Consider the following 13,942-nt stretch of genomic DNA (forward strand, 5'->3'; position numbering starts at 1 on the left):
CTCTTATGTTTTGTATATAGTAAATCTTTTTCTGAATTTGTACTAACACTCATTATCCTCTAGTTGGACTCCTTGAAGTCATCCAGCTAGAGTTTTTTTATTTGAAAAAAGCCACTCCGAAGAATGGCTTGACTCTAGGAATAGGATGAAATCTCACAAACATCCCGACTATATTATAGCATAAAAAAAAGCGCCCCAGTTAGGAGAGGGACGCTCGGAGTAAATTTATGAAAAATTATATATTTTTGGGTAAATATAGTATATATCTACTTCCTTAACTAGAACAAAAAGCCCTGTTTAAGGGCAGACGTTATCTTATATAGGTAAGATGAATTCATTCTACTACTTTTTGTATTCGTTTTCAAATAAAAAACACCGTCACTTAGTCAAAACGATGTTCTCGGAGTTATTTATAACCTTATGTAAAAGGATAAAATTATTATACAATTTACTGTTTCCGTTGTAAAGAAAAAACGCCCTCGCTTTGGAAAAGGGCGCTTTATCTCTTCATAAACACTTAGCTATTTGTATTTGTAATTGGAATAGCATTCATGATTCCATCATTATAACAATATCAATAAAATGACGAAGTAACATTTATTAACAAAAAAAGCCCTGACCGAAGTCAGGCATAATTTTTATAGTTTATTCGCATTCAATCGACGTTGTAATTCTCTCACAGAATCAGAAACTGGGCTGATAGTTCCGTCTTGCGTCGTTCCAAGATGTTTTTGCAATTCCTTAATAGTCCCTTGGCCAAACAACCCATCTTGTCCGATTCCTAAGAACCTTTGCAATGCTTTGACCACGTTTGAACCTGTCAGTGATGAATCAAACTGTGCCGCATAGATATTTTGATTAAAGGTTTGTTTGTACTGGTGACTGATTACTCCGTCTTTACCAGCCGTATCAAAGTATTCTTGTAATCGTTTAGCGGTCGCATTACCAAACTGACCATCAACATTTAATTTAACCATTTGTGGCTTGTTGTCAGTGTTCCCTGAACCTGAACCAACAATTCGATAAAAGTGATGTGGCAAGCGAGTGCTCATGTATGCATCATTCGTATCAACCGCAATTCCATTGTGAGTGTAAGAACAGTGAATGAATGAACCGTTACTTAAGAAAATACCTGTGTGCCCGTCTGAACCAGCCGAACCGCCTGGAGTGCCTGAGATAAAAATATCCCCACGTTGCACTTCTCCACGACTGATTTCTTCCAGTTTTGTTCCTGACATTCCAAACAAAGTTTCAGTATTACCCATTGAGCCAACCGACAGAAATCCACCAGCAATCATGGCAAAGAATACTGACGAGCTACAATCATAAGAGTTTGGCCCCATTCGTGAAGTCATTGAGTAAGTTACCTTACCCTTTCGTGCTTGCATCCAAGCTATCATATTTTCAATACTTGACATTATTCGCCTCCTTCTGTGAATTCATGGTCAGCATCAGATGCCTTAACTACTTGAACGCTATCTCCATTTTTCAAACTTTTTGTAAGTTCAGTTCCTTTTTTAGCTGCATGAGTGAAGTCGTTATTCTTCCACCAAGCCCAAAGTGCAAAAACTGTTGTGATAACTGTGCTGACAGTATTATCGTCAAGCGGCAATGGATTAATACCCAATGCTGTTAGAATTTGGTTAATGATAGCTAACCAAAGCAAAACTGTACGTGTAAGCGTTCCTTTATCAATTGTTTTCATGTTCTTTCTCCTTTATTTAAAAAATACTTTGATTATTTCAGTTAATGCTGCAAAAATTGCTGCTGCAGAACCGCCGATTCCAAGCGCCAACTTCCAAAAGTTTGTTTTATCAAGCAGCTTCAACTGAAACTGATGTTCATCTGAGCTTTCATTACCTTTAATAACAGCTTGCAATATTTGAGCATTTTGTTCAGATTGACGAGTGTTCTGTTCTCTTAAAAAGCGATTGGATTCATCCACACGAGTCAGACCGTCATTCATTTGCTTTTGCATTTCAACCGACATATCATTAAGTCGAGATAATTCTTTGTCATGTTGCTTGAGCTTGTCCTCGTGCTGCTCCACAAGTTGTTCTAATTCCATAACCCCTACTTTCTATTCTTTACTTGCTCCACCACTTATTTCTTTGGACTTATCCAAAATTTGATTGAAAAATTCTGTTAGTTCAATCCTTTGGGTTTCCTCACTGAAAAATTCATTTGCGTTAAAAACAGTTACTTCCAATTTGAAAGACCCATCTTCATTAACATTTCCTTTAATATTACCTGTTGGAATATCAGCTGTTCCAGTCTCTCCTACATACTGCAAGATGTTTGATTTTAGTATTTTCATTGTTTCTCCTTTATTCAACGTAATAACTAATATAAGCACCAAAATAAACAGAATCTCCGCCCCAGCGATAACACCTCACTTCTCCCGTGGAATTAATTGAAATTTGAGCGGTTGCACCAGCTCCCTGAGCAGTAGCAGGCATGGAAATATCGCTTGGAGGTCTAGCGTTTGTTGGAAGTATTCCCAAAAGCGTTCCGCCGCTCGTGACGACAGGGAACCTATCACCGTTACCGCCGTGGATATTCATCGTAACTCGATTGTTTTCACGTTTCCACTCAGCTCTACGTCCACCGATATTTCCGATTTGAGTCCAGTTTACATCGGAGGACAACTTGACACCGGCTGGTGAGATACTCGCAGAAATTCCCGTGCTGTCAGTTAAGGACATGCCTTGAAAATTCGTACCGACTGATATTGTTCGTCCTGTTGAATTCTCGGTGTAGACCATGATAAGCCCCTGGGTGCTATCCAAACCAATAGAATTTGTTGTGTTAATAGAGGAATCTGTTCGGGTAATTATTAAATGGTCCTTTTCAATATTCGTGCTCCCAGCAACGGGGCCATTTTTCCAACTTGTTTCAATAACTCCGTCGGTAAAAGTTCCGTTTGTAACATTTAGATTATCACCATTGATATTATGTGCATTTATTTCGCTTAATATCCAGTTAGTTCCTGACCAATAATATTCAGTGCCAGATAATATAACTGTTCCGTCACTCGCTGTAAGGTCAGACGTACCTAAATACTTCCAAGTTAATCCTTTAAATCGTGTGGTTGGCTCAGTATCAGAAACGATTTTACCAGGGTTACCATTACTTCCAGCAGGACCTTCTGGTCCAGTATTACCTCGGTCTCCTTTATCACCTTTAATCAAGCTCCATGTATACTTACTTGGGTCTGTAGAGTCAGCGCTCGTAAAGTCTGTATATTGTCCGATATAAGTTTTACCAGTCGCATTTGATACATCAAATCCAACCGTACCAGTTGAGTTTGTGGCATAGGCAATATGAAGATAGCTTGTTTTTCCGTCAGCTCCGGGTTGTCCGGGGATACCAGTTGCTCCAGGGTCGCCTTTTAATCCTTGAGGACCTCTTTCCCCGTCATTCCCTCGTATCAGACTCCAAGTGTAGGCGGATGGATTAGTGCTGTCAGCTTGCGTAAAGTCTGAATACTGACCGATGTAGCTAGGCCAGTCGCTAGTTTTTGCTTCGCTAGCTGATGGCATGTGTGGAGTAGCTGTTGAACCTGGTTCTAGTTTAAAATCCCAAAATTTATGAGTTTCTATATCCTTTCCATTTGAATAGGTATTAATCCTAACGAAATAATCTCCATCTTTATGAATTTCGATTGTTTTAGGAACTGTGTCACCTAAAGATATAAATTCCCAAGTTGACGATACCAACCATAGTCCAACCTTACCTTGTTTGGCACCACTTGTGTCATGAACGGTCCAAGGTGCATCAGCTTTAGCACTCATGGTATATGTTCCTGCTTTTAAATTTTTTACAATAACATCATCAACAGTAGTCCAACCATCAGTAGCACTAGAAGATAATATTTTGGGATTATCTTTAGTGTATTTTTTACTTCCTTCAAACAAATTCAAATTCGGATAAACAGTGGTGAAACCATCAGTACCGTCTGCGCTGTAAGACCATGCTGTGTGAAAATATGGAGTCTTACCGTCAGCTCCAGGTTTGCCCGGTGTCCCTTGCGTTCCATCCGCTCCTTTAACAAGCGTCCATGAGTAATCGCTCGGAGTAGTTGAATCATTGATGTTAAAATCAACATACATCCCGATATAGGTACGATTAGAATCAGAAGTTGAAAAGTCTGTTACACCATCGGCACTATTTGCATATGCTATATGAGTATATTGTGTTTTTCCATCAGCACCTTTAGGTCCAGGAATCCCTTGACGTCCATCAACACCTTGAATACCTTGGACGCCTTGGTCTCCTTTATCGCCCTTTTCACCGAATTTAGAAACTGAATAACCTGTCTCGCTGGTCTTATCCGTATAATCCCAAACAGTCTTAGTCCATAGGTATTGCCCCGCTGGCACGTTAGGCACTTGGCTATTCCAACCGCTTGCTGGAGCAGTTGTTCCTGATGTTCCGACTGCGTAAGTGATTGTGGTTTTCTTAATTCCAGTACCATCTTTACCAGCAATTCCGTCATTACCGTTGTTTCCGTCTTTTGCAATGTAAGAGACTGTATATCCCGATTCACTCGTTCCGTCTGAGTAATTCCAAACTGTTTTCGTCCAGAGATATTGCCCTTTGACTAGAGTAGGGACTTGTGAAGTCCAGCCAGCCGTTGGGGTAACTGTTCCGCTTGAAGATATAGCGTATGTAATTGTAGTTGAATTAATTCCAACACCGTCCTTACCTGCTCTCCCATCATTTCCAGTATCTCCCTTATCGCCTTTATCACCATAAACTGCTTTTTGTTCAATAACATCTTGCGTTAAAGGTGCTAAATTGAAAGTTGTTCGAGTGATAGACCATAGATATTTATTAGTAGCTGTCGTTGTTGGTTGAGTAGTGAGCCAACCTGCGTCTGACCAAGCTTGCGTTGGTGTTGCAGTAGTCGTTGTCAAACGCCACTTTTGAGAAACGTTTGTAACAGAACGTCCATTTGTTCCATCATCTACATTAGTGATGGTAACCGACTGATTTGCGACTACTTTACCGCCAACCGTTGCTTTAAAGCTATAAACTGCCTTATCCGCAACTCCGCTGGCATCAACTGTGATAGTCTGAGCGTTCGCAACAACCGTTCCGTCTTTCGACCATGAATAACTATCCGCAATTGTTTCTTTATCATCCGAACCGAAATAGATGTGAGCGCCTAATGTAGTCGTTCCTGTTCCATTTTTAAATTGCAAGCCATTGGTAGAAGTGATATCAGGACGGTAAGGAGTATTAGCATTGATAATTTCTTGCATTCTAGCAGTTAGATCATCAGATACTTCACTTTTCAGCTTGATGTAATTAGAAAACATAATTTTGTTACTTGTAGGATTAGTGAAACTTATTTCTAGTTCACTCACTCGTGCTGACAAGAATAATCCAACATTTCCATCTGAATCAATGAAATTCTTATCTTGAATTCTGACTGTATCTCCAATATGAAGCGGCATACCGTCTCCAGTACTTGAAACAGTCAAGTTACTTGTGGCTGTCACTTCATAAGTCACTAATGGATAAGCATATTGTTTCAGCTGACTTAAAGCGTAGCCCCACATGGCATTTACTGTGGTATATTCGGTTGATGCATTTTTATTGGTAAATATATCGCCAGTTGACGATTGAAGCTGTGAGGGGAACATTTGAGCAGACAGTGGGGCTTTAGCGTAACTTTCACCAGCTCTTTTATAGAATTCTTCTTGTCCTTCTGAATTCGTGACTGACCAAGCGGAGTCTTTCCAACTTAGCCCATCTTTCCCAGTGACATAAAGTGAATTAAATATCTGAGACTTTTCAACTTTTCGATTAACCCCCATTACATTTTCGCCAAAGGATAAAAGCACATCATTCCTATTTTGACCAACTCCTTGAATATCGCCACCATCATTTTTCTTGTAAATATTGAGTGTGATATTATCAAGCGTTCCATCTCTTTTTAATTTTGTGACAAATTCAAATTCGGCATCAAAGTTCTGAATGACTGAAATTAAACGAGCAAGTTTGGTGTCTTCTGAATCATAATTAATGACCCTTGTATCATTTTTAACCTGATTAATACCAAGTGAGATTTTTGCAAAATTGATTAGGCCTAATTGGTCAAAGTACCATTTAATGTTATGGCTTACTGTATTTTTTAAGGCTTTCACTTCTTCATTTCGCATTTCAAGGTTTAGGCTTAGACAATTGAAAGTGATTTTGTCATCATCTTCTTCGACAATGACAGAATCAAAAAGGAAATCCTCTCCCTCATACTGAAAGCTGAAATAAGCTCGTTCATTTAACAGTTGAACATAATCTTGAACCACTCCATTTTTTATTTTGTTTACAGTAAAGTCAAAAGTAGAGGTTCCCTGTGCTAAGTAGCGATGAAAATTATCATCTTTAAAATCGGGCGTTTCAGAGTCATCATTACTAAGAAAACCAACTCGTTTCAATGTATGGTCATGAATTGAAATTAACATTATAAGATTCGCTCCTTCCACTTGATTTCAACTTTAGGCGGGCTTGTTGTGAAATTTGAATACACAATATCTAGCCTTTGGCTTGCTCCTGGAGGAATTGTAAAGAATTCTGAACCCGTGATATAGTCTGAGTTCGCCCCTAAGTCATTAACTGTGATTTTTGATTTTTCCATATCAACCTTTACTTCATCTTCTGGTTGGTACTTATTAGGAATATCCACAGTGTACTCATTGTTTAGATTCATGAGTTTAAATGAGCGAAGACTTGTATCTGCAACCATTTGATAATATCGTCTTTTCCCGATCACAACATAAACATAAGCAAGTTTGGTAGATGCTGGCACATCGTCCATGAGATAAGTTTCAGCCATCGCTCGCCAGTAGAAAGAAATCTTATTACCTTGTTTAACAATAGCCTGTCCGCCATGACTTGCAGCAAAAAGTGGAGACCCATTTTTATCTGGTTTTCCAGTAGTCGCTGAGAATGTATGGTTTTTGAAATGTTTTAATTTTTTATCTCCACCAATCCGCCAAAAGTTCAAACTTGCATTTTCACCAACACCTCCTTTATAGATTTCAAAGCAAGCAAGAGGCTGTTTGTTTTCATCCGCAAAATGAATTTGAAATCGGCCGCATTGTTCAAGATTTTTCTGAATATATAGTGTATTGAAATTAGCATGCCAATCTTTAACATAATTACCCAAATCATCTTTAGGTACTTCATATCTTAAAACTCCTGCGTTCCAAAGCGAAGATTGTGCCATTGCTCCAATTCGAATTCCATCATCTTTCCAAGCAATCGTACTATTTAATGGCATACCATCAAGATTTGTTGGCCATGAAGTCGTCCAGCTTGTATCTGGAACAAAGTTAGTTTCAAAATCAGACTTAGTTTTAAAATCACAGACTAGCTTTTGACTTTTAGCGGTGGTTGTATCTGCTTCATCTGGATTACCAATTTCAAGGATTCCGTTTTGCCCAACAAAGGCTAAATAGCCTGTTTCAGATGTTGGAGTGACTTTAATTGTGGGATAGATAGGCAAGGTTCCATTGTTATTAATCAATACCGAAACTGAGTTATCAGCATTATTTATGATGGTTCCATTTTCTCCGCCTGAGTTATCATTATTCAATACTTTAGTATCGACTGATTCTGCGTAGCCTTTAGGTACTAAAAACGTGAGAGTACCGGTAGCAAAAAGCTTTGATTTGTTTTCTGTTAGGGTAACTTCTCCGCTCCGAATTGCTTGATAGTAAAGGTTTGGTTCATCAGAAAATATAAGTTCCAAAGGCACTTCAGTACTCGTTATTTCTGCTAATTTTCTACGAGTATTAGCGATATCATCTTTCCAAAAAGTTCTAAATTCTACTTCAATTGTCGATTTATTTCTTCTAGAACGAATGAAATTAGCACCACCAGATATCTTATCTTCTGTAGTACTTTCAATTCCTGCGCCTAAATTTCTGTGAACCTCAATGATCCGCATATAATCTGTGAGAAAGTTATTACCAAATTTAACTGTAAATGTCATGAAGTCCCTCCCCAAAGTATTGTCTGAATTTTTGCTAAGTTATTTTGCGCTTCTTGGTTTGCTTTAGCTGTTGTTCTAGCAAGCTCTTTATCATTGATAACAAGAACAGTTTCGTGTTCGCCAAGTGATTTAACAGCTGATAAAGCTTGAGACACAATATTATTTGACTCTGATTGGCTCGGTTGATTATCAAGCTGTCTTTGGATATTCGAACGAATTGAGTTCAGCTGACTTACTGCTAATTGCTCTCCAGCATTTAAGCCAGCTGAACTAACTGCATATTCAGCAGTAACTTTAGGAAGATTTAAATTAAATCCACTAGCTAACTTATCAGCCATGCCAGAGACATTCCGTTGGACATTTTTAAAACTATCACCTAATCCTTCGTTCAGTCCATCCATAATTGAATTACCAGCTGGAATCAATAATTTACGGTCATAGCTGATTGGCCCTTTGTGATCTTTAATCCAATTACCAATACCACCAATGAAGTCTTTCACATTCTCATAAGCTCCTTTAAGACCTCCAAGAAAACCATTCATAATCGCTGTACCAGCACCAGAAATATCTATATTTGTCAATCCTGTAAAGAATCCTTTGATATTATCGATAATTCCTCCGATGGTTCCGGATGCTTTAGAAATAGCTCCAGTAATAGCACTCCATGCTGAAGAAATACCACTTTTCAAAGAATTACCTGCTCCAGATAAAGCACTAAATACTCCCTTTATAGTATTAATTATTCCGCTTATCACTCCACCTGCGACTGATATAGCAGATTGGATTCCGCTCCATGCTGCACTTAGAATTCCTTTTAGTCCTCCGCCAGCCGCCCCAACTGCGCTGAATACTGCTTTTATAACGTTAATCACGGAACCTATAACATTACCTGCAGCTGATATAGCTGACTTAATGCCATCCCAAGCACTTGAAAGTATTGATTTAAGCGATCCGCCAGAACCTCCTAAACTAGAGAACATACCTATTACATAACCTACCCATTGCCCAACTGTACTTAATGCTGGGGCACATGCCTTGAAAACATCTACCAAGAAAGAAATGACCGGAGTTAATATTTCAACTACTACCTTTATTGCATCAAAAGCGAACGAAACTCCATCAAGAATACCTTTGAATACTCCACCTAAAAATGAGCCAATAACTTGAAATGCTGGCATTAATGCACCGGCTAAAACTGTAAGTAAAGGCTGAATTGCATTCCACAAATTTCCAAATGATGTAATTACTTGTTGAATTGATGGGCCGACAATAGCCATCATTGTTTGAAAACCACTAACAACTGCTGGGATTATCGCTTGAAGCACTGCTTGGATTCCGCTGAAGTCTAATTTAGAAATCATGCTAGATATCTGAGTAATTATTGGAGCAACAGCACTAACTAAAGCTTGAAATAGTGCTGGAATTTGCGTTAAAACAGTCCCTAAGGTGCTTGAAACTATTGGTCCAAGTTTCGCAAAAATTGTTTTCCAATAATTTGCTAGTGTCGAACCATATTGTGTTAAGGGTTGTTGAAGACCAATCAAAGCTGCTCCAAAACTGGCTGCTAAACCTGAAAAATCTATTGATTTAAACAAGGTGCTTATTGTAGTCCCAATTGAATTAAAAGCTCCGGATAATCCATTGAAATTGAATGATTTAATAAAATCAGAGAAATCACTTTTGAGAATATTCAGCGCTTCTCCAATACTCGAACCAGCAATAGCTTTTTGAATATCTCCAAAAACTTTTGTAACATTTGTTTTTAAACTATTAAAAAAGCCAACTGAACCTTCAATTGACTTATTTATTGAACCAAAAGCAGAATTAATGATACCTTTTAAGCTATCAATATTTTGAGCGATTGATTTTCCTGTCAATGCTTGAACAACTTTATCAATTACCGTTAAAGTATTTGCCAGCCCTTTGGAAACAGCGTTTCGTAAGTTTCCAAAGGAAGTCGCAATACCTGAACTATTTTGTTTAGCTAAAGTAGCTAACTGACCTGTACCTGTGCCTAATTTAATTAATTGGTCATTGAATTGGTCGAACGTAACTTTCCCATCTTGCAAAGCAGCATATAAATCTTTTTGCGCAGTTTTACCAGTAAAACCCATCGCTTCAGCGGTCTTTTGTAACCCTAAAGGCATTGTTTCTTGTAAACTCCGCCAAGATTGCAAATCGACGGTTCCTTTTGCAAGCATTTGATTATACTGAATCATCCCTCGGTTTGCATCTTCAGTACTAGCACCACTTGCTAGAAACGCATTATTAAGGGCTAAAACAGTATCAGTTGATTTATTTAAATCACCAGTAATAGAGGTCAATTGTTGAGTTTGAGAAACGACATCATCAAGTTTTGTTGGAAGTCCTTCGATTCCATCAGAAAGTTTTTTTATTGATTTTGTAGAATCTCCTGCGCTAAATCCCAAAGCTTGCATAACTTTTGGAAATTTTTGCATAGTGTCAAAACGAGAAACAGCATCTCCAACAGAACTTTTAAGAACATCAAAAGCAGCGCTTGCGATTTTAACAAGGCCCATAGCAGCAACCATTGATTTAATGCTTGTGCCTGCTTTGTTAGTTGCTCCTTCAAGCCCATTAATACTAGCAAGACCTTTTTTGACTGAACCATCATCCATTATGATGTCAATAGTAATTGTTCCATCAGCCATTAATCCACCTCACTTTCTTCTTCATCTTCTGGCAGAGCATAAATTTCTTGCAGTTTCTTCATTTCTTTTTCATGAGCATTTTTCTCACTAGAAGGTTTTTCCCACGTTCTAATTGCAAGAACTTGTCTGAACTTCGTTTCTTCAGGAAGCCCACCAAGCAAAGCTTTGAATTTGAACCAATGAAGCTTACCTTGATATTCGTTTAAATCAATACCATAAGCTTGAACAAATGAAGCGTAAATATATTCAGCATCGTATTTAAGAGAATAGTTTTGCTTAGTATCAGCTTCATAACTGGGCATTTCATTGCCTTGTCGGTCATACTTTACAGATTTTTCAACTTGACCTTGCATAACGTATTTTTCAAAAATACAATTAAATATTTCAAGCTGTTCTTCTCCGCTCAATTTAACTAACTCTGTATCTTTGCCAAATAGCATTCTAATAGCGAAATCTAGTTTTAATCTGTCAGATAGTTTTTTCTCTTTTAACATGTCAATCAAGTTGAGAATATTGTCAAATGACACGTTTATTGGATATTTTGTACCATTTACATCGTGTTCATCATTTAATTCTTCATAAAGAGAAAACATAAGCGTCTCCTTATTTCAGATATTTATTTTCCAGAGCTTTAAGGTCTTCTGCTTCGAGTTCTTCTTTGATTCCGATAATAATTTGGAATAAATAAACCATCACAATTTCAAGTGAAGGATTTGAAGTATAGAGTTTTTCAAAAGAACCTGGTTCCAAAAATGAATCAACGACTGTTTTGACATATGTTTTCTTTTCGCCCAGCGTTGCAGTCTCTTCGTTAAAATCTTTATTGAGTTCTTCAAATTCTTTCTCAAAATTCAACAAACGTTCAATATTTTCGTCTTTACGGTCAAATCGAATTGTAAAAGCAACAGTCCCATCAGCATCTTTAAAATCTACTTCGATAAAATTGCTACGTAATTGAATTGGTTTCATGTTTTCTCCTTAAAAAATAAAGGCTAGGAAATATGCTCCTAGCCTTCTTAATTAGTTTTTAGTCAAAATTGTTGGTGTACTCCAAGCTGAACCAGTAATGTTATCTGCATCATGTAAAGCTGCAGCTTTTTCAACTTCTGTTGTTCCACTTGGTGCAACTACGTTATAAGTTTGGACATAGAAATAAATCTTATCTCCAGTTACGAGTGTTGGAACATGTGCGGTTGCTAATGTCCATGAGTTAGTTTCAGTATAGCCCATATATTTTGCATCATGTGGATCAGTTTTATTCGCATCCGCATAATGAATCAAATACGCTTTGGCTTTAAGAACTGCATTCCAATCTAATTTTATAGAGCCATCTGAATTAATAACCCCAGTTACCACCTGGGGAGCATCAGGGGAACGGTTTTTCTTTTGGAAGTTGATTGAATGTAAGTTTGCAACCAAAGGCTTCATAATCGGTCGCATCTCCATCGCCAGCTTTAATATCTGAAATTGTTGCTAATCCTATCCATTGTTTCTTACGATCAGCAGATACAACTTTATGCCATACCTTGCGGTCTTCACCAATTTTATATTTTTTTGCTGCCACTAAAGCTTGTGCCGGGTCTTCTGAATCATAAAACCCCTCAAATGTATAAGCTCCAGAAACTCCAGTTACTGTTGTTTCTTTTGTACCATCGCCATCGTAGAACCCTGTATCATCGGTTTCTTCGTCTGTATCATCAGTGACTCCCGAAATCCATTTTGCGAGTTCTAAGTAATCTTTATCTGTTGGTTCTTCTCCAGCAGTTTTAACTGGTGCAATAAAGTGACCTCGCAGTGCGTTTTTTAATCTTGTCATTTATTTATCCTTTCGTGGAAATGTTGTAATTGCAGCCTGTATATCAAGTATGAAAATGTAGTAACCTTGCTCATCTTCGTTGTTAATATAGGGCTTATTTGAAATTCTTATTTCTCCAAAATCAAAAGAGCCATCATCACTGTTTAGCAATGAAAGCTCTTCTAAATGAGATTGAATTAACCAAAGTGTCCTTTGAATCGCTTGCTGGTCTTGCGACTTCATTGAAAACTCATAATTTAACACTTGGTCTTTGATGCCATCATAGAATTCTCTTTCAACTTGTCCTCCTGGCAGAGGATAAAGCACAAGGCATTCCTTAGATAACAAATATCCAAGCGAACAGTTAATAGGCAAATTTTGAATAGAATTAACACTATCACAAAGCCGGTCTATAAAATCCATTAAATACCTGCTCCTTTCTTAAATGCTCTTGGCAAAGAACCTTTAAATTTTGCTTTAGCTTTTAAATCCCATCTAGGACCAGTTCCAGGAGTCGAGTATTTCCTTCCTTGAAGATAGAATTGTCTCTTGGCATATTTAGATTCATAGGTCACACCATTTTTAGACGCATGAACTTTTTGTCTCAAATCCCCTTCTTTGAATGGTACAAAAGGGTTCATGTCTGCCATTGCTTGATTCGTCATAGCATAAAGTCCACGGTCTAAATTGGCTTTTGACAGCTTCTGGTTTACTCCCTTCAAATCAACCTTAATAGCCATTAAACCACCTCCAATCTCCAGCCAATTGATTCTCCGTTCAAGATGAGTTCTTTAGCTAAAACTATTCTGTACTCCTTACCTTCAAAAATAACTAGAGAATCATTAGTGAAATTAGGCAATGGACCACAGTATCTTTTAACTAAAGTAATTGATGAATTAGGAGCTTTCTCAGTAGAATTATTGCCACTACGAGAAAAAGTTGAAGCTAGATTAAACCAAACGTTTTCAATTATTTTTGATGGGTCATAAATCGGCTTATGATAGTTATCTTCACCAGATTTATTCTTATACTCGATAGTATTAGGAAAGGCGCTTTTGGGTGGTAATTGATAGTAACTCATGAGCATACCCCACGATAAAGCAAACCTGTTTCACTCAACATTTCTAAAGCATCCTGTGAGATTAATGAAATAGAAGTTCCATCATCAGTAAGCTTATTATTGCCATTTGAAACACTTATTCCATCTAATGACCAAGATGTTGGATTGTTAATTTCAGCCGTTGAAACAGCCCCGATTGTTGCCATATATTCGAGTTGAACTGCAACAGCTTTTTTAAATTGGTACTTTCTAAAATCTACATCAGTATTCAAGTCATGAAATTTATAAAATTGTCGAGAATAAACATCAACAACATCAGAAGCTCGAACAACTAAACGGTCAAATTCATCAGAAGTAACAGCTTTATATCCAAAGTTGGTGTATTCATCAAACGTTAAATAAGCCATTGTTTA

At 37.6% G+C, this 13,942-nt stretch carries 15 protein-coding genes; all 15 read right to left on the minus strand.

All coding sequences use genetic code 11. The annotated features are described in order from the left end of the window. Positions 1-638: 638 nt before the first annotated feature. Genes PYW37_RS07380 through PYW37_RS07450 form a run of 15 tightly spaced genes read right to left on the minus strand, consistent with a single transcriptional unit; the run spans position 639 to position 13,936 of the window. A complete protein-coding gene (locus tag PYW37_RS07380) occupies positions 639-1,418 on the minus strand; it encodes a peptidoglycan amidohydrolase family protein (RefSeq protein WP_059232555.1) in 780 nt (259 codons plus the stop codon). Continuing rightward, positions 1,418-1,705, minus strand: a complete 288-nt coding sequence (locus tag PYW37_RS07385) for a phage holin (protein ID WP_010905390.1) — start codon at positions 1,703-1,705, stop codon at positions 1,418-1,420. The genes PYW37_RS07380 and PYW37_RS07385 overlap by 1 nt, the downstream gene beginning before the upstream one ends. Positions 1,706-1,717: 12 nt before the next feature. Continuing rightward, positions 1,718-2,068: a hypothetical protein gene (locus tag PYW37_RS07390; RefSeq protein ID WP_023164508.1), complete on the minus strand. Its 351-nt coding sequence runs from the start codon at positions 2,066-2,068 to the stop codon at positions 1,718-1,720. A gap of 12 nt (positions 2,069-2,080) precedes the next feature. After that, positions 2,081-2,317 carry a hypothetical protein gene (locus PYW37_RS07395; RefSeq protein WP_025017282.1) on the minus strand — a complete coding sequence of 79 codons (237 nt, stop codon included), beginning with the start codon at positions 2,315-2,317 and terminating at the stop codon, positions 2,081-2,083. A gap of 10 nt (positions 2,318-2,327) precedes the next feature. After that, positions 2,328-6,470: a phage tail protein gene (locus tag PYW37_RS07400; protein WP_232238887.1), complete on the minus strand. Its 4,143-nt coding sequence runs from the start codon at positions 6,468-6,470 to the stop codon at positions 2,328-2,330. Next, a complete protein-coding gene (locus tag PYW37_RS07405) occupies positions 6,470-8,002 on the minus strand; it encodes a distal tail protein Dit (RefSeq protein WP_059232550.1) in 1,533 nt (510 codons plus the stop codon). The genes PYW37_RS07400 and PYW37_RS07405 overlap by 1 nt, the downstream gene beginning before the upstream one ends. Then, entirely contained in the window at positions 7,999-10,674 is a 2,676-nt protein-coding gene (locus PYW37_RS07410; RefSeq protein ID WP_025017212.1) for a tape measure protein, read from the minus strand. Before PYW37_RS07410 ends, PYW37_RS07405 begins: the two co-directional genes overlap by 4 nt. Further along, complete coding sequence (locus tag PYW37_RS07415; RefSeq protein WP_025017213.1) at positions 10,674-11,267, minus strand: Gp15 family bacteriophage protein; 594 nt, start codon at positions 11,265-11,267, stop codon at positions 10,674-10,676. Before PYW37_RS07415 ends, PYW37_RS07410 begins: the two co-directional genes overlap by 1 nt. Before the next feature lie 10 nt (positions 11,268-11,277). After that, positions 11,278-11,643, minus strand: coding sequence for a hypothetical protein (locus tag PYW37_RS07420; RefSeq protein ID WP_023189897.1), 366 nt, complete (start codon positions 11,641-11,643; stop codon positions 11,278-11,280). A gap of 51 nt (positions 11,644-11,694) precedes the next feature. After that, positions 11,695-12,102 (minus strand): hypothetical protein, encoded by a 408-nt coding sequence (locus tag PYW37_RS07425; RefSeq protein ID WP_044009655.1) that lies wholly within the window; start codon positions 12,100-12,102, stop codon positions 11,695-11,697. Next, positions 12,041-12,490 carry a phage tail tube protein gene (locus PYW37_RS07430; RefSeq protein WP_023189895.1) on the minus strand — a complete coding sequence of 150 codons (450 nt, stop codon included), beginning with the start codon at positions 12,488-12,490 and terminating at the stop codon, positions 12,041-12,043. The genes PYW37_RS07425 and PYW37_RS07430 overlap by 62 nt, the downstream gene beginning before the upstream one ends. Then, positions 12,491-12,892, minus strand: coding sequence for a phage tail terminator protein (locus PYW37_RS07435; protein ID WP_025017215.1), 402 nt, complete (start codon positions 12,890-12,892; stop codon positions 12,491-12,493). Next, positions 12,892-13,209: a minor capsid protein gene (locus PYW37_RS07440; protein ID WP_025017216.1), complete on the minus strand. Its 318-nt coding sequence runs from the start codon at positions 13,207-13,209 to the stop codon at positions 12,892-12,894. The genes PYW37_RS07435 and PYW37_RS07440 overlap by 1 nt, the downstream gene beginning before the upstream one ends. Beyond that, complete coding sequence (locus PYW37_RS07445) at positions 13,209-13,550, minus strand: putative minor capsid protein (RefSeq protein WP_025017217.1); 342 nt, start codon at positions 13,548-13,550, stop codon at positions 13,209-13,211. The genes PYW37_RS07440 and PYW37_RS07445 overlap by 1 nt, the downstream gene beginning before the upstream one ends. Continuing rightward, positions 13,547-13,936, minus strand: a complete 390-nt coding sequence (locus PYW37_RS07450; protein ID WP_025017218.1) for a head-tail connector protein — start codon at positions 13,934-13,936, stop codon at positions 13,547-13,549. Before PYW37_RS07450 ends, PYW37_RS07445 begins: the two co-directional genes overlap by 4 nt. Between the last annotated feature and the right edge of the window lie 6 nt (positions 13,937-13,942).

This window comes from Lactococcus lactis (genome assembly GCF_029023865.1).
GTDB lineage: Bacteria > Bacillota > Bacilli > Lactobacillales > Streptococcaceae > Lactococcus > Lactococcus lactis.